We start from the raw sequence: 21,647 nt of genomic DNA, 5'->3' as shown, positions 1-21,647 counted from the left end.
GCGAATCTTGCGAATGCGTTAATGGCCGCGCGGGGCGAGGTACGCGAGCCAGCGCGTCTCGAGCTTGCGGAACGCCCAGATGAGCGCGAACACGACGACGGCGTACAGCACGGCCGCGATGCCGTAGGCCTGGAACGACATGTAGGTTGCCGAATTGACGTCGCGCGTGACCTTCAGGATGTCGGGCACGGTCGCGGTGAACGCGAGCGTCGTCGCGTGCAGCATCAGGATCACTTCGTTGCTGTAGCTCGGCAGCGAGCGGCGCAGCGCGGACGGCAGGATGATCCGCGTATAGAGCTTGAAGCGCGACATCCCGTAGGCTTGCCCGGCCTCGATCTCGCCGGCCGACGTCGACTTGATCGCGCCCGCGAAAATCTCCGTCGCATACGCGCATTCGTTCAGCACGAACGCGAGCAGCGTGCAGTTCATCGCGTTGCGGAAGAACGTATCGAGCAGCACGTGGTTGTGCACGACCTGCAGGCTGTAGATGCCCGTGTAGCACATCAGCAACTGCACGTAGAGCGGCGTGCCGCGGAACACGTACGTATAGAGCCACACCGGGCCCGAGATCCAGCGATTCGACGAGGCGCGCGCGATCGCGAGCGGCACGGCCAGCGCGAAGCCGAGGGCGATCGACACGACCAGCAGCCACAGCGTGATCGCGAGGCCGCTGAAGCGGTAGCCGTCGGTGTAGAGGTAGCTTTGCCAGTACTGGCTGACGAGTTCGATCACAGTGCGAGCCTCCGGACGCCGACGGAATAACGCTTCTCGAGGTGATGCAGCACGACGTTGGACACCGTCGTGATCGCGAGGTAGATCGCGCCCGCCGCCAGCGTGAAGAAGAAGAAATCGAGCGTGCTCTTGCCCGCATCCTGCGACGCCTTCACGACGTCGGCGAGGCCGATGATCGACACGAGCGCGGTGGCTTTCACGAGCACCTGCCAGTTGTTGCCGATGCCGGGCAGCGCGAAACGCATCATCTGCGGGAACAGGATGCGGCGGAACACGCGCCAGCCGCTCATCCCGTACGCGAAGCCCGCTTCGAGCTGGCCGCGCGGCACCGACAGGAACGCACCACGGAACGTCTCGGTGAAGTACGCGCCGTAGATGAAGCCGAGCGTGATGACGCCCGCCACGAACGGATCGATGTCGATCTGATCCCAGCCGAGCATGTCGGTCACGTCGTTCAGCAGGATCTGGATCCCGTAGAACAACAGCAGCATCAGCACGAGGTCGGGCACCGCGCGGATCAGCGTCGTATAGAACGTGCCGATCGACTTGAGCACACGGTTCGTCGACAGCTTCGCGCTCGCACCGACGAGGCCCAGCACGAGCGAGGCGGCGAGCGACAGCACCGCGAGCTTCACGGTCTCGACCGTGCCGGCCCACAGAAGCGGGCCAAATCCTTGGAAGATCATATGAGGGATCCAGAACGAGGTGGCTGGATTGTCAATAGCCATTACCTGCACATCAAACGATATCTACGCACTACGTGATGCGACCTGCTCATCAAGCCAGGCGCATCACGCCAGGCGGGCGGCACCCGGTAACCGACGCGGCGCGCACCGTAGCCGATGCGCGCCGCATGGACGGTCAGCCGCCGTAGACGTCGAACGCGAAGTACTTTTTCTCGAGCTTCTTGTACGTGCCGTCCTTGATGATGTCGGCGATCGCGTGGTCGATCTTCGCCTTCAGGTCGGCGTCGTCCTTGCGCAGGCCGATGCCCGCGCCGTTGCCGAGCGTCTTCGGATCGTCGATGTCGCCGCCGGCGAACTGGAAGTTCGCGCCGCGCGGCGTCTTCAGGAAGCCGATGTCGGCCTGCACCGCGTCCTGCAGCGCCGCGTCGAGGCGGCCGGACATCAGGTCCTGGTACACGCCGTCCTGGTTCTGGTAAGGCACGACCTGCACGCCCTTCGGCGCCCAGTAGGCCTTCGCGTAGGTTTCCTGGATGGTGCCCTGCTCGACGCCCACCGATTTGCCCTTCAGCGATTCGGCCGTCGGCTGCAGGTTCACGCCCTTCTTCGTGACGAGGCGCGTCGGCGTATTGAACAGCTTGTCGGAGAACGCGATCTGCTCGGCGCGTGCCGGCGTCATCGACATCGACGACAGCACGCCGTCGAACTTCTTCGCCTTCAGCGCCGGGATCATCCCGTCGAAGTCGTTCTCGATCCACACGCATTTCGCCTTCAGGCGGGCGCAGATCTCGTTGCCGAGATCGACGTCGAAGCCGACGACCTTGCCGCTTGCGTCCTTCGATTCGAACGGCGGGTAGCTGGCGTCGACGCCGAACCGGATCGTCGACCAATCCTTGGCGTGCGCACCGACCGCGATGCAGGCCAGGGCAATACCGAGCGCGAGTTTCTTCATGGTGTTCCTGTCAGAGGCGAACTGGGCAGGGGTTCCGCCGGGCAACCCCGTCGTGAACCCTTCCAACCCGGAAATCGCCCCTCTGGGCGACGCTCCAAGTTGTACATACAACTTTGCCTTTCCAGGTGCCATGCCAGCAATACGTGTTTATCTCTAATTGTCGGCGGATTCTGGTCGTGAGCCTGAATTTCCTTTAATTTCAATTAATTATTGATTACGCGACGCTGAATTTTGGCTTTCTCGATGCGTACGCCGGCCGGTAAACGGCGCACCGGACCTGTCTATACTCCGTGCGGGCCGCTGACCGCTTCCAGACCGACCAGCCGGTATCCGAACTGCAGTTCCGTCAGCAGATGCCGGGGCCGCGCCGGCACCGGTTCGAGCTTCTGCCGCAGGTTCGTCATGTACACGCGCACGTAATGCGCGCGATCAGCATCGTGGATGCCCCAGACCTCGGCCAGCAGTTGCCGCGCGGCAACCACGCCGCCGCGCGCGCGGATCAGCGCGGCGAGCAGCCGGAATTCGAGGCGCGTCAGGTGCACCGGCTCGCCGCCGCGCACGACTTCATGCCGGCCGAGATCGACCGTCACGTCGCCGAACCGCACGATCGACGACGCCTGCCCGTCGGCCGACACGAACGCCGCGCGCCGCAACTGCGCGCGCGCCCGCGCGAGCAGTTCGGGCACGCCGAACGGCTTCGGGAGGTAATCGTCCGCGCCCGCGTCGAGCGCCGCGACCTTTTCCACTTCCTGCTGCCGCGCCGACAGCACGATCACCGGCACCGTCGACCATTCGCGCAATTCGCGGATGAACGCCTTGCCGTCGTCGTCCGGCAGCCCGAGATCGACGATCACGAGATCGGGCTTGCTGCTCGACGCGTACATGCGCGCCTCGCGGGCCGTCGACGCCTCGCAGGTATCGAGCCCCTCCTGTTCCAGCGCCATCCGGACGAAACGCCGGATGTCCGCTTCGTCCTCGACGATCAGTACGCGCGATTTGATCATGTGCGGCTCTCGTGTTCGATGTCGGGCGGCGCCCCCATGGGCAGGCGGATCTCGAACCGCGCGCCGTGCGGATCGAGCGGCACCGCGCGGATCGATCCGCCGTGTGCGTTGACAATGCTGCGGCACAGCGCGAGCCCGAGCCCCACGCCGCTGATCGACGACTCCTTGCGCTCGCGCTCGAACGGCTCGAACAGCGGCTCGGTGTTGCGCGCGACGAAGCCGGGCCCGTCGTCCTCGACGAACACGTACAGCGTCTCGCCGAACACGCGCGCGCGCACCGCGACAGCCGCATCCGCGCCCGCGTACTTCGCGGCGTTGTCGAGCAGGTTCATCAGCACGCGCTCGATCAGCAGCGCATCGACGTCGATCAGCGGCAGATCGGCCGGCAAATCGGCGCTCACGTCGCGGCCGGCCAGCACGCCGGCCGAATGCGCGAGCGCGCTGCCGACGATCTCGTCGAGCATGTGCCACTCGCGATTGAGCCGCACGCCTTCGCTCTGCATGCGCGCGAGGTCGAGCAGGTTCACGACGAGCCCGTGCAGCGCCTCGGCCTGGTTGCGGATGCCGCGCGCGAGCGCCGCCGGCTGTCCGTTGGCCAGACGTTCGGGCCGCTCCAGCGTTTCGGCGAGCCCTCGGATCGCGGTGAGCGGCGTCTTCAGGTCGTGCGACACGGCGGACAACAGCGCATTGCGCAACCGCTCGCCTTCGATGCGGACCAGCGTGTGCTGCGCGACGCCAACGTAATGCACACGTTCGAGCGCCATCGCGATCGACGAGCACAGCGCGTCGATCAGGCGCCGATCGTCGGGGTCGGTGGGCACCGGTTGCGCGTCGCCGAACAGCACGAGCACGCCGCGCACGCGCATCGGCGCCTTCAATGGCAGGTACTGCGCGGCCGCGCGATCGAACGACGCCATCCCACACCCGGCGCCGCGCGCATGCTCGTAGGCCCAGCGCGCGATCGGCGCTTCGACGAACCCGGTGAGTTGCGCCGGCATCAGCCGGTCGTTTTCATCGGGCAGCACGAGCGCGACGCGCACGCCGAGCAGCGGCGCGATCGTGCCGGTGCAGATCGCCGCGATCTGCGCGGTTTCGACCGCAGCCGACAGATCGTGCGCGACGCGCGCGAGCGCCGCCGAGCGTTTCTCGTTCGCGCGTGCCGCGCGCGCCTCCGCACGCAGGCGCGCCGCGAGTTGGCCGATCGCGAGCGCGACGGCCAGCATCAGCGCGAACGTGAACACGTACTGCGTATCGGACACCGCGAACGACAGCCGCGGCTCGACGAAGAAGAAGTCGAAGCAGCCGACGCACACGAACGCGGCCCACGCGCCGGCCAGCCGGCCGAGCCGCAGCGCGATCAGCACGACGGTCATCAGGAACAGCATCACGACGTTCGACAGGTCGAACACGCGCAGCAGCGCGCTTGCCGCGAGCGTCGCCAGCGCGCAGACGAGCGTGGCCAGCAGCAGCGGCACCGCGTACCGCGACACCCACACGTGCGCATGCGGGCGCGCTTCGCGCACGGCCAGCGCCGGCCGCGTGTCGGGCCCGGCGCCCGCGATGCGCTCGGCGATGCCCGCGCACGCGCGCAGCACGACCCGCCAGCGGTCGCGGCTCGACACGGTTTCCGGCGGCACCCTCGTCCGTCGGGTCGCTTCGTTCACGTTCACATCCATGATCGCTTCCGGCAAATGAAACGCCGAACGGCCCCGCGCACGCCGCAAGGGCATGCGCGGGGCCGCAACGGCGCGTTCGGTCAGATAAACGGCGTCAGCAGCATGTCGATCAGCTTGATGCCGATGAACGGCGCGACGATCCCGCCCACTCCGTAGATCAGCAGATTGCGCCACAGCAACTTCTCGGCCGGCTCAGCGCGATACTTCACGCCCTTCAGCGCGAGCGGGATCAGCGCGACGATGATCAGCGCATTGAAGATCACCGCCGACAGGATCGCCGACGTCGGGCTGTGCAAGCCCATCACGTTCAACGCGCCGAGCGCCGGATACGTCGCGACGAACGCGGCCGGGATGATCGCGAAATACTTCGCGAGATCGTTCGCGACGCTGAACGTCGTCAGCGCGCCGCGCGTCATGATCATCTGCTTGCCGACCTCGACCACCTGCATCAGCTTCGTCGGGTTGCTGTCGAGGTCGACCATGTTGGCCGCCTCCTTCGCCGCCTGCGTGCCGCTGTGCATCGCGACGGCCACGTCGGCCTGCGCCAGCGCCGGCGCGTCGTTGGTGCCGTCGCCCGTCATCGCGACGAGATGGCCCTTCGCCTGGTGTTCGCGGATCAGCCGCAGCTTGTCTTCCGGCGTCGCTTCGGCCAGGTAATCGTCGACGCCGGCTTCCGCCGCGATCGCCGCTGCGGTGAGCCGGTTGTCGCCGGTGATCATCACGGTCTTCACGCCGACCTTGCGCAGCTCGGCGAAACGCGCGGCGATCCCGTGCTTGACGATGTCCTTCAGCTCGATCGCGCCGAGCACGCGGAAGCCGTCGGCGACGACGAGCGGCGTGCCGCCGCGCCGCGCGATGTCGTTGACGGCCGTCTCGACCGCCTGCGGAAACGCGCCGCCGAGCGCATCGACATGCGCGCGGATCGCGGACGCCGCGCCCTTGCGCACCTGGCGCGCGCCGATGTCGATACCGCTCATCCGCGTGCGCGCGCTGAACGGCACGGCGATGCTGCCGTCAATCGCCGTGGCCTCCAGCGAGAAGCGCTGCTTCGCGAGCGCAACGATCGAGCGCCCCTCGGGCGTCTCGTCGGCCAGCGACGACAGTTGCGCGGCCTCGGCCAGCACGCGCTCGTCCACGCCGGGCGCCGGCCGGAACTGCACGGCCTCGCGATTGCCAAGCGTGATCGTGCCGGTCTTGTCGAGCAGCAGCACGTCGACGTCGCCGGCCGCCTCGATCGCGCGGCCCGACGTCGCGAGCACGTTCGCGCGCATCATGCGGCTCATCCCCGCGATGCCGATCGCCGACAGCAGCGCGCCGATCGTCGTCGGGATCAGGCAGACGAGCAGCGCGATCAGCACGGTCAGGCTCACGGCCGTGCCCGACGCATTCAGCAGCACGCTGAACTGCGAGAACGGCAGCAGCGTCACGCATACGAGCAGGAAGATGATCGTCAGCGCGACGAGCAGGATCGTCAGTGCAACTTCGTTCGGCGTCTTGCCGCGCTTCGCGCCTTCGACCATCGCGATCATCCGGTCGAGGAACGCTTCGCCCGGTTGCGCGGTGATCCGCACGATGATCCAGTCGGACAGCACGCGCGTGCCGCCCGTCACCGACGAGAAATCGCCGCCCGACTCGCGGATCACCGGCGCGGATTCGCCGGTGATCGCCGATTCGTCGACCGACGCGACGCCGTCGATCACTTCGCCGTCGGCGGGAATTGTGTCGCCGGCCTCGACGAGCACGATGCTGCCCGCGGCGAGCTCGTCGCTCGGCACGCGAAAGCTCGTGCTGCCGTACTGCTTCGGCTCGTCGAGCACCTTCGCATACACGCGCTTGCGCGCCGCCCGCAGCGCGTCGGCCTGCGCCTTGCCGCGCCCTTCCGCGAGCGCCTCGGCCGCGTTCGCGAACAGCACCGTGAACCACAGCCAGCACGCGACCGCGAAGATGAAGCCGGCCGGCGCGTCGCCGGTACTGGTGAGCGCCTGCAGCCACAGCGCGGTCGTGACGATGCTGCCGAGATACACGACGAACATCACGGGGTTCTTCAACTGCACCCGCGGCGCGAGCTTGCGGAACGCCTCGCGCAGCACGGCCGTCCAGCGCATCGGCGGCACGCCGCCGAGCGGCACGGCCGCCGGGTTGATCGGGGTTTCGATATGGGACATGAGTGACTCCGGGGTTCCTGCCGTTACCGCGCGCCGGCCGCGTGGCCGAATGCGCGGTCGAGCGCGAGATTCAGTTCGAGCACGCGCTCGCGCGGCTCGCCGAGCACGCCGAGCTGGCGCGGCGCGGCGATGCGCTCGACGAGCGCCGCGACCTGCTTCGCGTCCAGGCCGCGCGCCTGCGCAACCCGCGCCACCTGCAGCCGCGCGTTCGCGACCGAGATCTCGGGATCGAGCCCCGACGCGGACGCGGTGACGGCATCCGCCGGCACCGGCATGCCGTCGGCGAGCCCGTTTTCCTGCCGGTACGCGCGCACGCGCTGCGCGATGTCCGCGAGCAGCTTCTTGCTGGTCGCGCCCTGGTTGCTCGCGCCGCTGCCGGCCGCGTTGTACGGCTGGTCGACCGTCTTCGACGAATCGGCCGGATCGGCGCCGACCGTCGCGCTCGGACGCGCATGGAAGTAACCGGCGCGCGTGAACTGCTGCCCGATCACCGCCGAGCCGATCGTCGCGCCGTCACGCTGGACGAGACTGCCGCGCGCCTGCGACGGGAACAACACGTTCGCGACGCCCGTGGTGAGCAGCGGATACGCGAGGCCGGTGACGAGCATGAACAGCACCGACGATGCGATCACCGGCCGCACGAGGCCGCGCGTCGCCGCGCCGAACGAAGAACCGGTGGCCGGCGCGGCGACGGCCGCTGCCTGGCGATTGCCTTGAATCATGATGTTTCCCTCAGAACAGTTGGCCGCCCGACATCAGCAGGTGCTCGACGATCGGGCCGAGCGCGAGCGCGGGCAGGAACGTCAGACCGCCGACGACGAGGATCACGAAGATCAGCAGGCCGGCGAACAGGCCGGTCGACGTCGACAGCGTGCCCGCGCTTTCCGGCACGCTCTTCTTCGCGGCGAGGCTGCCCGCGACCGCGAGCATCGGCAGCAGCGTCAGGTAGCGGCCGATCAGCATCGCGAAGCCGATCGTCGTGTTGAAGAACGGCGTGTTCGCGTTCAGGCCCGCGAACGCGGAGCCGTTGTTGGCCGTGCCCGACGTGTACGCGTACAGCACTTCGCTGAAGCCGTGCGGCCCCAGGTTCGCGAGACTGTCCATCGTTGAGTGCAGCAGCGCGGCCAGCGCAGTGAAGCCGAGGATGCTGAACGGATGCGCGAGCACCGCGAGCATCACGAGCTTCATCTCGCGCGCCTCGATCTTCTTGCCGAGAAACTCCGGCGTGCGCCCGATCATCATCCCGACGAGGAACACCGTGAGGATCGCGAACGTGAACAGGTTGATCAGCCCGACGCCGTCGCCGCCGAACACGTTGTTCAGCATCATCTGCGCGATCGGCACGAGGCCGCCGAGCGGCGTCAGCGAATCGTGCATCGCGTCGACCGAACCGGTGGTCGCGGCCGTCGTGACGGTCGCGAACAGGCTCGTCTGCGCGATGCCGAAACGCATCTCCTTGCCTTCCATGTTGCCGCCCGGCTGCGCGGCGCTCATCTGCTGATCGACGCCGAGCCCGGTGAGCAGCGGATTGCCGTGCTGCTCGGCCTGATAGATCACCGCGAGGAAGCCGACGAACATCACGACGAACGCGCCGAGGATCACCCAGCCCTGGCGGCGCCGGCCGATCATCGTGCCGAGCGTGTAGGTCAGCGCGGACGGAATCAGCAGCATCGACAGCATGTGCAGCGTGTTGGTGAGCGGCGTCGGGTTCTCGAACGGATGCGCGGCGTTCATGCTGAAGAAGCCGCCGCCGTTCGTGCCGATATGCTTGATCGATTCGAGGCTCGCGACCGGCCCCATCACGATCTGCTGGCGCGCGCCTTCGAGCGTGGTCGCCCACGCGTCGGACGCGAGCGTCTGCGGCATGCCCTGCCATACGTAGACCAGCGCCATCACGAAGCTGAGCGGCAGCAGCACGCGATAGGTCACGCGCGTGAAGTCGACCCAGTAGTTGCCGATGTCGGCCGCGCTCTTGCGGCTCAGCCCGCGGATGAAACCGCCCGCGGCCGCCACGCCGGTTGCCGCGCTGACCACCATCAGGAACGTGATGACGGCCATTTGCGAGAAGTTCGACAGGCTGCTCTCGCCCGCATACGCCTGCCAGTTCGTGTTGGTGATGAACGACGCGGCCGTGTTGAACGCGAGATCGGGCGTTTGCGCGGCGCGCTGCAGCGCATCGAACGGCAGCGTGTCCTGGATGCGCAGCAGCAGGTAACCGAGCAGCATCATCCCGGCGTTGCTCAATAGCAGCACCATGCCGTAGCGCTGCCACGACATCGCTTCGTCGGGATTCACGCCGAGCAGCGCATAGGTGCGGCGTTCGACCCACGCGTGGCGCGGGCTCGTAAAGGCGTGCGCGAGCCATTTCCCGACGACGGGCACCAGCGCCAGCATGATCGCGAGAACGATCGCGAATTGAATGAGATTGTTGAACATGTCGATGCTCGCTCAGATTCGGTCGAGGCCGGTGATGAAACCGGCCGTCAATGCGAAAAATGCGAGCGTGAACAGGATGAAAAGCAGATCGCTCATGACATTCACCGATAGTGTCGAATTCCTGTTGAACCGCGCCGGTCAATACCGCTCGGGCTTGATCAACGCATGAAACAGATAGATAAAGAGCGCGAGCGATAACGCGCCGGTGATCCACAACATGGCTTTCCCCTTTTGTTCGTATGCGCGGAATATCCGCCCGTTCGTCGGCGTACCGGGCCCTGCCGTGTCGGCGCAGGCCCGGATGACGCCCCCATGCTCATCTGGCGAATGGGATGCGACAGTGTAGAAATCCGCATATCAAAGCGGTGTTCAATTTCCTGACGGGGAATAAAAATGCTGTAAAGACGAAAGCGGCGGCCGGCGTTTTTATGGGTTCTTTTCAGGGTCGGTGCGAGTCTATACACCGTATCGTCACGGCGATTTCTAGAATGGGCGCCATGTTCAAGACGAGATCTCCGCGGTGCGGAGCACGATGCGACCCGGGGATGAACGCATGAAACCGACCAGAACCGAATCCGCCGCTTCACGCGATCTGCCGCCCGTTCGTGCGCGGCGCAGGTGCCCCGCGGACGACCTCGTGCTGCTGTCGATCCGCGTCGAATCGGACAATCTCGCGGTCGTGCGCCGTCTGCTGCATCAGGCCGTCGGCGGTGCGCTCAATTTCTACACGGCCGCGATCGACAGCCGCACCGGGCGCGCGTGCATCGAGCTCGAAGTCGCGCGCTCGCAGGCGTCGCCGGCGATCCTGTCGATCCTCCGCCTGCTGCCGGCCGCCGAATTCGGCACGATCCGCCTGTTGCAGCACTAGCCGGCGGTCGCCGTCGTCTTGCGTGATACGTGTCACGCGGCTCCCCTTTCATCGATTCGAACGCGCGTATCCGGCGCGAACACGCGGTTCTTCACGAGCCGTGCGTTCGTCGCCGGCGCGCGCGGCGGATCGTCGTTCCCGTCGTGACGGGCCTTTCCAGGAAGCACACTCAATGAAAAAAGCAGTCGTCGGTACCGTCTCTCTCGCCTTCTTCAGCATCGCCGCGCATGCGCAAAGCAGCGTCACGCTCTACGGGATGCTGGATGCCGGTATCGCCTATACGAACAACCAGTCGGGTAAAAGCGTGTGGCAACAAGGCAGCGGCCTGCTGTCGAATACGGTCTTCGGCCTCAGCGGCAACGAGGATCTCGGCGGCGGCCTGCATGCGCTGTTCCGCCTCGAAAGCGGCTTCAACCTGAACAACGGCACGCAGTCGTACCGCGACACGATGTTCGGCCGCCGCGCCTACGTCGGCCTGCAAAGCGACCAATACGGCGCGCTGACGCTCGGCCGGCAATACGATTCCGTGGTCGACTATCTCGGCCCGCTCGCGATGGCGAACAACGGCGACGGCAACAACCTCGCATCGCATCCGTTCGACAACGACAACATCGACGATTCGTTCTACATCGACAACGCGGTGAAATACACGAGTCCGACGCTCGCCGGCTGGCAGTTCGGCGGCCTGTACGGGTTCAGCAACGCGGCCGGCGGATTCTCGAACAACCGCGCATATAGCGCAGGCGCCTCGTATGCGAACGGGCCGGTCAGCCTCGGCGCCGCCTATCTGCAACTCAATCGCGGCGGGCTGACGAACGGCGGTGCGCTGTCGACGAACGATGCGCCGAATTTTCCGGCGGTGCGCCAGCGCGTGCTGGGCGCCGGCGGCAACTATGCGTTCGACCGGCTGACGGTCGGCGCGCTGTGGACGCATTCGATGTTCGACGACACGGCCGCCTCGTCGCTGCCCGGCGCGCTGAACGCGCTGCGTTTCGACAACTACGAAGTCAACGCACGTTATGCGTTGACGCCGGCGGTGTCGCTCGCGGGCGCCTATACGTTCACCGAAGGCCGCTATGACGACGCGGCCGGCAGCCACCGGCCGAAGTGGCACCAGGTGACGCTGATGGCCGACTACGCGCTGAGCAAGCGCACCGACGTGTACGCGGAAACCGTGTACCAGCACCAGTTCGGCGTGCCGTCGGGTGCGACGCTCGGGTTCGCTAACGTCACGGGGCTCGCGGCTTCGTCGACGAACACGCAGGTGGTCGCGACGGTCGGCATCCGGCATCGCTTCTGAGCGCGCGCGACGCGCCGCAGGCCGGCCGCTCTGTGCAATCCCGCATGGACGCGGGCCGGCCGAACAGGGATCATTCAGGAAATCCGGGCATGCGCGCCCGCGAAACCGGTACACTCGGCGCCGGGCGCGCACCGGATCGGCATTCGGCGGCGGGCCGCCGCCGACTCTGGAATCGTGATCCCATGACCACACCGATCTATCAGGAAATCAAGGACTTCATCCTCGCGCGCATTCACGCCGGCGAATGGGCCGAAGGCGACCAGGTGCCGTCGGAGAACGAGCTGGCGCGCGAATTCAACGTCGCGCGGATGACCGTCAACCGCGCGCTGCGCGAGCTGACCGCCGAGCAGGTGCTCACGCGCACGCGCGGCTCCGGCACGTACGTCGCATCGCCGAAATACGAATCGACGCTCGTCGCGATCCGCAGCATCTCGGACGAAGTCGCCGCGCGCGGCCACGGCTATCGCGCGCAGGTGCTGCAGGTCGGCGCGGCCGTCGCCGACGCGAAACTCGCCGACGAGCTGCAGCTCGACACCGGCAGCCCGATCTTCCATTCGCGCGTGCTGCACTTCGAGAACGACACGCCCGTGCAGCTCGAGGAGCGCTGGGTCAATCCGGCTTGCGCGCCCGAATATGCGTTGCAGGACTTCACGACGACCACGCCGAACCAGTACCTGACGCGCGTCGCACCGCTGCAGCGCGTCGAATACCGGATCGAGGCCGCGATGCCCGATACCGAAACACGCCGCCATCTGACGATGGACGATCGCGAGCCGTGCCTGCTGCTGCATCGGCGCACGTGGTCGCAGGGAATGGTCGCGTCGGTGGCCAACCTGTGGCACCCGGGCAGCCGCTACCGGTTCACCGGACATTTCTGACGCGCGGCTTCACCTCGGGCCGGGCCGCGCCCATCGCTCGATCGCACTGACCGCCAGCGTCAAACCGTCCTCCTGCGCGATGCGCGCGCCGAGTGCCGTGGCGCGCGCCTTCGTGTCGCCGCGCTCGGCGAACGCGATCGCCCGCGCAAGCGCGGCAGCGTCGACGCGCCGCCCTGCCACCGGCACATCCGTCACGCCAAGCTTCCGTAGACGGTCCGCCCAGAAGAACTGATCGCCCGCGAACGGCACGACGACCGACGCAATGCCGGCCCGCGCGGCCGAATGCGTGGTGCCCGACCCGCCGTGGTGGATCGCCATCGACGTGCGCGGGAACAGCCAGTCGTGCGGCGTGTCGCCGATCGCGCACACGTTCGCCGGCAGCCGCGACCCATCGATACCGCTCCAGCCCGGATAAAACAGCGCGCGCCGCCCGGCGAGCGCATGCACCAGCGCGTCGGCCATCGCGGCGCGATCGAAGCCGGCCATGCTGCCGAAACCGATATATACCGGCGGATCGCCCGAATCGAGAAAGGCCGACAGTTCGGCAGGCGGCGTCCATGCGCGCGCATCGACACGCCACTGGCCGCATGCCTGCACATTCGACGGCCAGTCCGTCGGGCCGGACAGCAGCGCCGGCGACACGCCGTACAGCATCGGATGATCGGTCCACACCCGCTTGCGCGGCGGCAACCCGCACACGCTTGCGCGCGCCGCGTTCGTCGCCTTCCTGAAGGCCTGCCACAGCAGCGCGTTGACGAACCGGTGGCTCGCGCGGTTCAGCCAGCGCGGCAGCTTGCCCGGCGGCAGAAACGGCGACGCGAATTCGGCGGTCGGCGTGATCGGGATCATGCCCGTGCCGATCGCCGGCACGCCGCGATACTCGGCGACCGACAGCCCGACGAACGATGCAAGCCCCGACACGAGGATCGCGTCGCACCCGGCCGATGCATCCGCCACTTCCCGCATCCATGCCGGCGTGTTCGCATTCGCGATCGCCGCGAGCGCCTTCGACGTATCGTTGAAGCCGCCGCGCCCGCGCACCGCATCCGACAAGGCGCCGTCCGGCGCAATCGCCCGGCGGATATCGCCCGACAACGGCGTCGCCGGCACGCCGAGCGCGTCGGCCGCGCCCAGCGTCGCCGCATCGGCCAGCAGCCGGACGTCGTGGCCGGCGTCCATCAGCGCGCGGCCGAGCGCCGCGAGCGGACGCGTGTCGCCTTCGGTGCCGTAAGTGGCGATGACGAGCTTCATGGGTAGCTCCTCGTTCCCTTCGACGGGAACCGGTGGATTCGTAAAATTGCACGTCGTATACTAATGTAATTCGTGCACTTTCATTCAATGCCGCCACCATGCCGATTCTGACCGACGATCCGGGCCGCCGCGCGCGCAAGCGCATCCAGATGCTTGCGCATCTCGCCGCCACCGGCGCACGCCTGTTCGATGCGCACGGCTACGAAGCCGTCACGATGGAGCAGATCGCGGCGCAAGCCGATGTCGCGAAGCGCACGCTTTACAACCACTTCCCGACGAAAGAGGCCGTACTCGCGCACTGGCTCGAAGGCGAGCTCGCACGTGATCTCGCGCATCTGCAGCGCGACGTCGCGCGGCGCAAGCGCTTCGCATCGCGCATCGGTTGCGTGCTCGACGCGTCGGCCGCGTGGTGCGAGCAGCATCCGGTGTATCTGCTCGCGTATCTGCGGCATCGCTTCCTGAGCATCGGCGCGGTCGAACCGGAGGGCGGCGGGGAGAATGGCGGCGATATCGCACGGGTGTGGCAGCAACTGATCGCTGCAGGGCAACAATCCGGCGAACTGAATACAACGCTGCGGGCCGATCAGCTCGCCACGTGGTTCCATCACCTGTATCTCGCGGCGATGCTGCGCTGGCTGACCGTGCCGGGGCTGTCGCTGAAACGCGAGTTCCAGTCGGTTGCAAAGCTGTTTATCGAAGGCGCCGAAGCGAAGCACTGAGCGCTCGCGCGCCGCATTCGGTACGTTCGGCACGACGAGCGCGTCGTGCGGCACGCATGCGTTTTCGCAACGAATGCACGTGGCGCATGCCAAATTTCCCGCGCAGCAGTATGCTGATGTCGTACGGTTGCGCACGGTGCATCGGGAAAACCCGCCGTTCGCACGTTGCCGCGCCGCCGTGCGACCGCAATCATGCGTTGCAAGGAGGGATTCGTGATGGCCACCACGCATCAGCATTTCCACCTCGAACTACGGCACGCCACTGCGCCGACCTATTTCATCAGCTACCTGTTCCCCGCCTTGCTGTTCGTATACGAACTGCTGCGCGTCGGCCAGTGGATCCGCGATCACGGGATGCAATTCGCCGTGTTCAAGCAGATGGGCTACGAGTATCTGCTGATGCTGCTGTTCGTCGGGCTGCAGATCGTCGTCGAGGCGATCTTCCTGCTCGGCGCCGCGATGCGCCGCGACAACCGCGACTTCGAGCACCGGCTGCCGAACGTAATCCTCGGCATCGGCTGCTCGATCGCGATACTGGCGATCGATCTCGCGATCCAGCTGGCGTTCTGACGGCCGGCGGGCTGAAACCCCGCCGGTTGCCGGGGGCGCTCAAGCGCCCGCGTCGCGCAGAAAAGCCGCGACGGCCGACAGCACGTCGTCCGTGCGCTCGCGGTGCGGCATGTGCCCGCATCTGGCGAGCAACAGGAACGACGACGGCCCCGCGACGCGCGCAGCGATGCGCTTCGGATGCACGTCGGAACCATATTCGTCGTCTTCGCCGTGAATCGCGAGCGTCGCGCATTGCACGCGCGGCAATTCGCTTTCGAGATTCCAGTCGCGAAACGCCGGCGACAGCCACGTGTCGACCCACGCGCGCAGCACCCATTCGGCCTTGTCGCCGTGATAGCGTGCGAGCCGGTCGATCTGCCCCGGTTCGCCGAACTGCTCCCCGGCCTCGCGAATGCCGGCCAGCGTGCGATCCTCGACGAACGCCTGCGCGGCGACCGTCACGAGCGCGCGGCAACGATCCGGATGCGCGACGGCGCAGCCGACCGCCATCCCGCCGCCGACGCTGTGCCCGAATGCAACGAACGTATCGACGCCGAGTTGTTCGAGCACCGCATCGAACGCGTGATCGGCCTCGTCGCGCACGAACGTCGTGCCGAGTGCGCCCGGATGGCGATCGGAACGGCCGAAGCCGAGGCGGTCGTACGCGATCACGTCGCGCTGCGTGGCGCGCGCGAGTTGCTCGGGAAAGTCGCGCCACAGGTCGACGCAACCGAGCGAATCGTGCAGCAGCACGATCGGCTCATCCGCGCTCACGGCGCCTTGCGCCGGATGCACGCGCCAGCGTTTCGCGAAGAGACGCCCTTGCGGCGTCTCGACGATTGTCTCCTCGGTCACGATATCGGTCATGTGTCTGTCGCCTGCATGAAAGCGGCCGCACGTCGGCGGCCGCATGTAATCGTTGCATGTTGGCCCGCGGCCACGCCGCGCGTCAAGCAAGCCCCCACCGCCCGCGCGCTCATTCGGGCTGCGGCGGCAGGTACTCCATCTGCGACTCGTCGTACAGCCGGTAGATCAGTGCCTGCATCGCGCGGATGTCCTCCGATTCGTCGAGCATCCGCATGCTCATGATGATCGGCGACACGAGGTTCGGATCGTCAAGCGGCTTGTAGCTGATGTCGTCGCGCTTCAGGCCGTACACGCTGTGCGGCACGACCGACACGCCCTCGCCCATCGCGACGAGGCCGAGCGCAATCTGCAGCTCGCGCGTCTCGTAGATCCGGCGCGGCTGCAGCGCGCGATCGTGGAAAGCCGCGAGCACCTGGTCCGCATAACTCGGGCGCGGCGCCTTCGGGAAGATGATCAGCGTATCGTTCACGAGATCGTGCAGCGACAGCACGGGCTTCGCGCCGTCGAGCGGGTGGCCGACCGGCAGCGCGACGATCATCCGTTCTTCGCGCAGCACAACGCGCCGCACGCTCGGATCTTCATGGCGGATGCGCCCGAACCCGACGTCGATGCGCCCTTCCTTCAGCGCCTTGATCTGGTCCATCGTCGACATCTCGTGCAGGCTCAGCTCGACCGCCGGATATTCGCTGCGAAAGCGCCGGATGATCTTCGGCAGCATCCCGTACAGCGTCGAGCCGACGAAGCCGACCGACATGCTGCGCTCGATCTTGCCGACCCGCTTCGTCATCGATTCGAGCTCGGTCGTCTGCGCGAGCAACTGCACCGCGTGCGAATAGAAGAAGCGCCCGGCGTCGGTAAGTTTCAGCGGCCGCGCATTGCGCTCGAACAGCGGCACGCCGAGCGCCTCCTCGAGCTGCTGGATCTGCCGGCTCAGCGGCGGCTGCGCGATATGCAGCCGCTCGGCCGCCCGCGTGAAATTCCGCTCCTCGGCGACCGCGACGAAGTAACGGAGGTGTCTCAACTCCATGTTCGAACCCTCCCGGACAGGGACCCGGCGCCCAACCCCGGCCGGATCATGTCATGACGATACCGCAGGCGGCGCATGCCGCCACGCGCCGCGCAAAGCAAAACGGGAAGCCCGCGAGCTTCCCGTCGTTTCATCGATGCCGCTCGGCGGCAGCGTCGCGACCGCGCGTCATACCTCGGTCGCGTAGAGCGCGTCGCGCTGCGCGTGGCTCAGCGAGTCGAGCGGCACGTCCGGCAACTTGTAGCAGATCATCGTGCCGTACAGCTCGGCGAGGCAATTGCTGCCGGCATCGAGCGCGTAGCCGTCCTCGCCGTCCGGAGCCGGCGGGTACACTTCGCGCCACGCGTTGATCGCGGCTTCGATTCGCACGATGGAAACGGGTCCGGCCTTCCGCTCGGCGGGTGATGCGCTCATGGATTCCTCTGGGTTGCGCGCTCCGCGGGCCTTGCCGGCCCGGATGGAACGATGAAAACGCCGAGCGCCGCCGGCCGCCGCTTGCCGCGCGCGCCGGATGCCGATCCGCGCTGCGCCTGTCGCGCCGGCCGGGCCGTGGCCCGGTAGGGTCGGGCAATATAACCGGCTTTGACCCCGTGCAGACAAAAGCCGGGCAAAAAAAACGGGAAGCGCCAGGCTTCCCGTTTCATCGCACGTCGCGCGGCCGCGAGCCGCGCGCGCATCAGCCCGCGGTTTCGCGGTTCGCCACCGACTGCGCCTGCGCGCCGCGGTTCGCGGCGATCCACGGCGCGATCTCCATGTCTTCGTAGCGCACGAAACGGCTCTTTTTCAGGAACCTGAAGCTGAGCCACACGACGAGGAACAGCGGAATGCCGACATAGGTCGCGGTCACGCCGGCCCAGTCGATCTTGTTCGCGAGGAACGCCTGATAGTCCTGCCCGAGCGCGATCACGAGGCACAGCACGAACGCGAACAGCGGGCCGAACGGGAACCACTTCGACTGGTACGGCAGCTGGTCGAGCGAATAACCCTGCTTCACGTAGCCCTTGCGGAACCGGTAGTGGCTGACCGCGATGCCGAGCCACGCGATGAAGCCGGTCATGCCCGACGTGTTCAGCAGCCACAGGTAGACCGTCTTGTCGCCGTACAGCGACGTGAAGAAGCACAGCGCGCCGACCGCCGTGGTCGCGTACAGCGCGTTGCGCGGCACGCCACCCGCCGACAGCTTCGCGAAGATCTTCGGCGCGCGTCCTTCGGTCGCGAGGTTGTAGAGCATCCGCGTCGACGCGTACATGCCCGAGTTGCCGGCCGACAGCACGGCCGTCAGGATCACCGCGTTCATCACGCCGGCCGCGAAAGCGAGGCCTGCGTGGCGGAACACGAGCGTGAACGGGCTCACGCCGATGTCGGTCACGTCCGTCTTCAGCAGGTTCGGGTCAGTGTACGGAATCAGCACGCCGATCACGAAGATCGCGAACACGTAGAACAGCAGGATGCGCCAGAACACCTGACGCACCGCGCGCGGGATCGTCGTGCGCGGGTTTTCCGATTCGCCGGCCGCGACGCCGATCAGCTCGGTGCCCTGGAACGAGAAGCCCGCGATCATCGCCACGCCCATCAATGCCGGCAGGCCGCCCGCGAACGGCGCGTCGCCGATCGTCAGGTTGCCCCAGCCGTTGCTCGGCGCGCCCTTCAGAATGCCGAAGATCATCAGCAGGCCGACGCCGATGAACGCGACCACGGTGACGACCTTGATCAGCGCGAACCAGTATTCGGCCTCGCCAAAGCCGCGCACGGTAAGCGCGTTGAGCAGGAACATCACGCCGAGGAATGCCGCGCTCCACCACACGCCAGGCACGTCCGGAAACCAGTAATGCATCACGAGCTGCGCGGCGACGAGTTCCACCGCGATCGTCACGGCCCAGTTGTACCAGTAGTTCCAGCCGAGCGCGAAGCCGAAGCCTTCGTCCACGTATTTCGCGCCGTAGGTCGCGAACGAGCCCGACACGGGCATGAACGCGGCCATTTCGCCGAGGCTCGTCATCAGGAAGTACACCATCAGGCCGATCAGCATGTACGCGACCATCGCGCCGCCGGGGCCGGCCTGCGAGATCGACGCGCCGGACGCGACGAACAGGCCCGTGCCGATCGAGCCGCCGATGGCGATCATCGTCAGGTGGCGCGCCTTCAGCGCGCGATGAAGCTTGGGTGGGTTCGCGGACGAACCGGGTTGGTCGGAATTCGGAGTTGCGGACATAAACGAGACGAACGTTGAGCGGGCCGGCATCCGTAGCCGGCGCATGCGTAATCGGAGCGCGGGGCGCGTCCTGCGATGCATTCGCGATGCGGCCCCGATACGCGTTGCGCGGCGGGCGCCTGCGGCGAAGCGCGGATTCTACCTGATTCGCCATGGGGGCAGCTCACGCGGGCATGCCCCGCTGCCGTGCGGAGATTTCGCAGAATCAAGGAGTTGGCTGCACCGGACACAGCGCGGCCGGCCGTCGGCGCAAAACCACGTCATATCCGGGGTTATCCGTTCGTCCGGCTGCCGCATGCGTGGCTCATCCTGTCTGAATCGGCCAATTACCGTTCCGACATGAAAAATCGACCGATCGTCGCGTCATTATTCAGACAATACTTCTGATACCGGTAATTGATTCAAATCAAATGGCCCGCGCGCAATCCGGTAATGATGCGTAATATTTTCGAATCGCCGTTCTCGCATGCATGTTTTGCATGCGCACGCGAGGCCCGGGAATTCGCGAGATAATGCGGCTTAATTCGAAATAATCAGCGCGCGGAACCGTCGACACACGAATATCCGCCGCCCGCCAGCCCCGAGGATGAAGTCATTCCCGCTGCCCGCCACGCTGCGCCGCCATACCGCGTCGATCGTGGCCCGCATTCTGTCGCCCCGCGGCGTACTCGTTGCGGGCATCGTCCTGCTGATGTTCAGTTGGGGACTTTCCACGTCGCTTTTAATCGAGGCGCGGCGCGACGCACATGACCATGCGGTCGAAAATGCACGCAACCTGATGCTGCTGATCGAGCGCGATATCGCACGCAATATCGAACTCTACGATTTGTCACTGCAGAACGTCGTAGACGGCATCGCCGATCCCGAACTGATGACCCTGCCGCCGCGCCAGCGCCACCGGCTGCTGTTCGACCGAGCGGCCACCGGCGCGTATCTCGGCTCCATATTCGTGATGGACGAGCACGGCAACATCGTGATCGACTCCGGCGCCTCGCCGTCGCGCAACGGCAATTTCGCCGACCGCGACTATTTCGCCGCGCAGCGCGACCGGCTCGTCCAGGGGCTGTACATCAGCCGGCCGTATGCGTCCCGGCTGCGCGGCGGCGCGCTGACGATCGCGCTCAGCCGCCGGATCACGCGGCCGGACGGCTCGTTCGGCGGCATCGTCGTCGGCACGCTCAGCATCGACTACTTCCGCGCGCTGCTCGACGGCCTCGCGGTCGGCAAGCACGGCAGCGCAGCCATCGCCGAAATCAACGGCATGCTCGTCAGCCGCCTGCCCTACGACGCGCGCGTCGTCGGCCTCGACCTGCGCGATTCGCCGCTGTTCGTCGCGGCGCTGCGCAGCCGCGAAGGCGTGCTGGCAGGCACCGGCAGCATCGACGGCGTGCGGCGCATCTATGTCTACAAGCAGCTTGCCGGCCTGCCGCTGATCGTCGACGTCGCGCCGGCCGAGGTCGACGTCTACGCGTCGTGGCATCACCGCGCGGTCTGGACCGTCGTGCTGATGTGCCTGTTTACCGGCTTCATCGCGTGGGGCTCGCTCGCGCTGTCGCGCGAGCTGAAGCGCCGGCAGATCGCCGAATCGAAGCTGTACCGGCTCGCGCGCACCGATTCGCTGACCGGCCTCGACAACCGCGGCACGTTCGACTCGGTGCTCGCGAAGGAAGCGCAGCGCGCGGCGCGCAGCGGCCGCCCGCTGTCCGTGTTGTTCGTCGACGTCGATCACTTCAAGGCGTTCAACGACTACTACGGCCACCCGGCCGGCGACGATGTGCTGCGCCGCGTCGCGCAATCCGCATCGCGCTGCCTGCGCCGCGACGGCGATCACGTCGCGCGCTACGGCGGCGAGGAATTCGTCGTCACGCTGCCCGACACCGATGCGCAAGGCGCGGCGACCGTCGCCGAAGGGATCCGGCGCGCGATCGCGGGGCTCGGCATCGAGCACGTGAAAAGCCCGTACGGGCGCGTCACGGCGAGCATCGGCACGGCAACCACCGCCGATGGCCGCATGAACGCCGCGACCCTGCTGCGGCGCGCCGACGAGGCGCTTTACCGCGCGAAGGCCGGCGGCCGCAACCGCGTGCTGGACGCACAGCCGAGCGCGGCCGACGTGTGACGCTTGGTGCTTGGTGCTTGGTGCTTGGTGCTTGGTGCTTGGTGCTTGGCGCTTGGCGCTTGGCGCTTGGCGCTTGGCGCGGCGCAGTGTGACGTGACGTGACCTGAAGCGGCAGCATTCCCGGCCGGACAGCCGCGCCGTGGACAGCCCGCGCGCGTTCGGCTAGCGTTATGTCTGCTGCGCATGCGGCGCGGCGCCGGCCCGCGCGG

Annotated in this window: 21 protein-coding genes; 7 read left to right on the top strand and 14 right to left on the bottom strand. The window is 66.9% G+C overall.

Annotated elements, in window-relative coordinates; all coding sequences use genetic code 11:
* Positions 1 to 18 precede the first annotated feature (18 nt).
* The 8 genes from BBJ41_RS31440 to kdpA all read right to left on the bottom strand — a co-directional run bounded on the left by BBJ41_RS31440 (position 19) and on the right by kdpA (position 9,648).
* Positions 19 to 732 carry an ABC transporter permease gene (locus tag BBJ41_RS31440; RefSeq protein ID WP_069750048.1) on the bottom strand — a complete coding sequence of 238 codons (714 nt, stop codon included), beginning with the start codon at positions 730 to 732 and terminating at the stop codon, positions 19 to 21.
* Positions 729 to 1,418 carry an ABC transporter permease gene (locus BBJ41_RS31435; RefSeq protein ID WP_069750047.1) on the bottom strand — a complete coding sequence of 230 codons (690 nt, stop codon included), beginning with the start codon at positions 1,416 to 1,418 and terminating at the stop codon, positions 729 to 731. Before BBJ41_RS31435 ends, BBJ41_RS31440 begins: the two co-directional genes overlap by 4 nt.
* Before the next feature lie 175 nt (positions 1,419 to 1,593).
* Complete coding sequence (locus BBJ41_RS31430; RefSeq protein ID WP_069750046.1) at positions 1,594 to 2,367, bottom strand: ABC transporter substrate-binding protein; 774 nt, start codon at positions 2,365 to 2,367, stop codon at positions 1,594 to 1,596.
* A gap of 281 nt (positions 2,368 to 2,648) precedes the next feature.
* Entirely contained in the window at positions 2,649 to 3,371 is a 723-nt protein-coding gene (locus tag BBJ41_RS31425) for a response regulator (protein WP_069750045.1), read from the bottom strand.
* The gene (locus BBJ41_RS31420) at positions 3,368 to 5,047 is read right to left on the bottom strand and encodes a DUF4118 domain-containing protein (RefSeq protein WP_069750463.1); all 1,680 of its coding nucleotides are present in this window, start codon (positions 5,045 to 5,047) and stop codon (positions 3,368 to 3,370) included. Before BBJ41_RS31420 ends, BBJ41_RS31425 begins: the two co-directional genes overlap by 4 nt.
* 80 nt (positions 5,048 to 5,127) lie before the next feature.
* Positions 5,128 to 7,212, bottom strand: a complete 2,085-nt coding sequence (kdpB, locus tag BBJ41_RS31415; protein ID WP_083282029.1) for a potassium-transporting ATPase subunit KdpB — start codon at positions 7,210 to 7,212, stop codon at positions 5,128 to 5,130.
* A gap of 23 nt (positions 7,213 to 7,235) precedes the next feature.
* Positions 7,236 to 7,934, bottom strand: coding sequence for a K(+)-transporting ATPase subunit C (kdpC, locus tag BBJ41_RS31410; RefSeq protein WP_175972509.1), 699 nt, complete (start codon positions 7,932 to 7,934; stop codon positions 7,236 to 7,238).
* Positions 7,935 to 7,944: 10 nt separating this feature from the next.
* Positions 7,945 to 9,648, bottom strand: coding sequence for a potassium-transporting ATPase subunit KdpA (gene kdpA / locus BBJ41_RS31405; protein ID WP_069750044.1), 1,704 nt, complete (start codon positions 9,646 to 9,648; stop codon positions 7,945 to 7,947).
* Here kdpA and BBJ41_RS40805 point away from each other — a divergent pair.
* Complete coding sequence (locus BBJ41_RS40805; RefSeq protein WP_156814912.1) at positions 9,647 to 9,817, top strand: hypothetical protein; 171 nt, start codon at positions 9,647 to 9,649, stop codon at positions 9,815 to 9,817. The genes kdpA and BBJ41_RS40805 overlap by 2 nt on opposite strands.
* Here the strand turns inward: BBJ41_RS40805 and kdpF are convergent.
* The gene (gene kdpF / locus BBJ41_RS42145; RefSeq protein ID WP_063623159.1) at positions 9,787 to 9,867 is read right to left on the bottom strand and encodes a K(+)-transporting ATPase subunit F; all 81 of its coding nucleotides are present in this window, start codon (positions 9,865 to 9,867) and stop codon (positions 9,787 to 9,789) included. The two genes, BBJ41_RS40805 and kdpF, sit on opposite strands and share 31 nt — an antisense overlap.
* Positions 9,868 to 10,201: 334 nt before the next feature.
* On the opposite strand from kdpF, the gene BBJ41_RS31395 reads away from it, so the two are divergent.
* From BBJ41_RS31395 to hutC, 3 genes are all read left to right on the top strand, one after another.
* Positions 10,202 to 10,516 carry a hypothetical protein gene (locus BBJ41_RS31395; protein WP_083282028.1) on the top strand — a complete coding sequence of 105 codons (315 nt, stop codon included), beginning with the start codon at positions 10,202 to 10,204 and terminating at the stop codon, positions 10,514 to 10,516.
* A 172-nt stretch (positions 10,517 to 10,688) separates the two neighbouring features.
* Entirely contained in the window at positions 10,689 to 11,816 is a 1,128-nt protein-coding gene (locus BBJ41_RS31390) for a porin (RefSeq protein WP_069750042.1), read from the top strand.
* Between the two features lie 182 nt (positions 11,817 to 11,998).
* On the top strand, positions 11,999 to 12,694 hold the full coding sequence (hutC, locus tag BBJ41_RS31385; protein ID WP_069750460.1) for a histidine utilization repressor: 696 nt from the start codon (positions 11,999 to 12,001) through the stop codon (positions 12,692 to 12,694).
* A gap of 9 nt (positions 12,695 to 12,703) precedes the next feature.
* Here the strand turns inward: hutC and BBJ41_RS31380 are convergent, their stop codons facing one another.
* Entirely contained in the window at positions 12,704 to 13,945 is a 1,242-nt protein-coding gene (locus BBJ41_RS31380; RefSeq protein WP_069750041.1) for a glycosyltransferase, read from the bottom strand.
* A gap of 98 nt (positions 13,946 to 14,043) precedes the next feature.
* Here BBJ41_RS31380 and BBJ41_RS31375 point away from each other — a divergent pair, with 98 nt between their 5' ends.
* The gene (locus tag BBJ41_RS31375) at positions 14,044 to 14,664 is read left to right on the top strand and encodes a TetR/AcrR family transcriptional regulator (protein WP_069750040.1); all 621 of its coding nucleotides are present in this window, start codon (positions 14,044 to 14,046) and stop codon (positions 14,662 to 14,664) included.
* 216 nt (positions 14,665 to 14,880) lie between these two features.
* Entirely contained in the window at positions 14,881 to 15,234 is a 354-nt protein-coding gene (locus BBJ41_RS31370) for a hypothetical protein (RefSeq protein ID WP_069750459.1), read from the top strand.
* A gap of 39 nt (positions 15,235 to 15,273) precedes the next feature.
* Here BBJ41_RS31370 and BBJ41_RS31365 read toward each other — a convergent pair whose 3' ends face one another.
* From BBJ41_RS31365 to BBJ41_RS31350, 4 genes are all read right to left on the bottom strand, one after another.
* Positions 15,274 to 16,080 (bottom strand): alpha/beta fold hydrolase, encoded by an 807-nt coding sequence (locus BBJ41_RS31365; RefSeq protein ID WP_069750039.1) that lies wholly within the window; start codon positions 16,078 to 16,080, stop codon positions 15,274 to 15,276.
* A 109-nt stretch (positions 16,081 to 16,189) separates the two neighbouring features.
* Entirely contained in the window at positions 16,190 to 17,107 is a 918-nt protein-coding gene (locus tag BBJ41_RS31360; RefSeq protein WP_069750038.1) for a LysR family transcriptional regulator, read from the bottom strand.
* A 168-nt stretch (positions 17,108 to 17,275) separates the two neighbouring features.
* The gene (locus tag BBJ41_RS31355; protein ID WP_069750037.1) at positions 17,276 to 17,521 is read right to left on the bottom strand and encodes a DUF3717 domain-containing protein; all 246 of its coding nucleotides are present in this window, start codon (positions 17,519 to 17,521) and stop codon (positions 17,276 to 17,278) included.
* Positions 17,522 to 17,783: 262 nt separating this feature from the next.
* Positions 17,784 to 19,319, bottom strand: coding sequence for an amino acid permease (locus BBJ41_RS31350; protein ID WP_069750036.1), 1,536 nt, complete (start codon positions 19,317 to 19,319; stop codon positions 17,784 to 17,786).
* A gap of 586 nt (positions 19,320 to 19,905) precedes the next feature.
* On the opposite strand from BBJ41_RS31350, the gene BBJ41_RS31345 reads away from it, so the two are divergent.
* The gene (locus tag BBJ41_RS31345) at positions 19,906 to 21,438 is read left to right on the top strand and encodes a sensor domain-containing diguanylate cyclase (RefSeq protein ID WP_069750035.1); all 1,533 of its coding nucleotides are present in this window, start codon (positions 19,906 to 19,908) and stop codon (positions 21,436 to 21,438) included.
* Positions 21,439 to 21,647 lie beyond the last annotated feature (209 nt).

It is taken from the genome of Burkholderia stabilis, from assembly GCF_001742165.1.
Taxonomy (GTDB): domain Bacteria; phylum Pseudomonadota; class Gammaproteobacteria; order Burkholderiales; family Burkholderiaceae; genus Burkholderia; species Burkholderia stabilis.
This window is presented reverse-complemented; position numbering and strand designations above follow the sequence as displayed.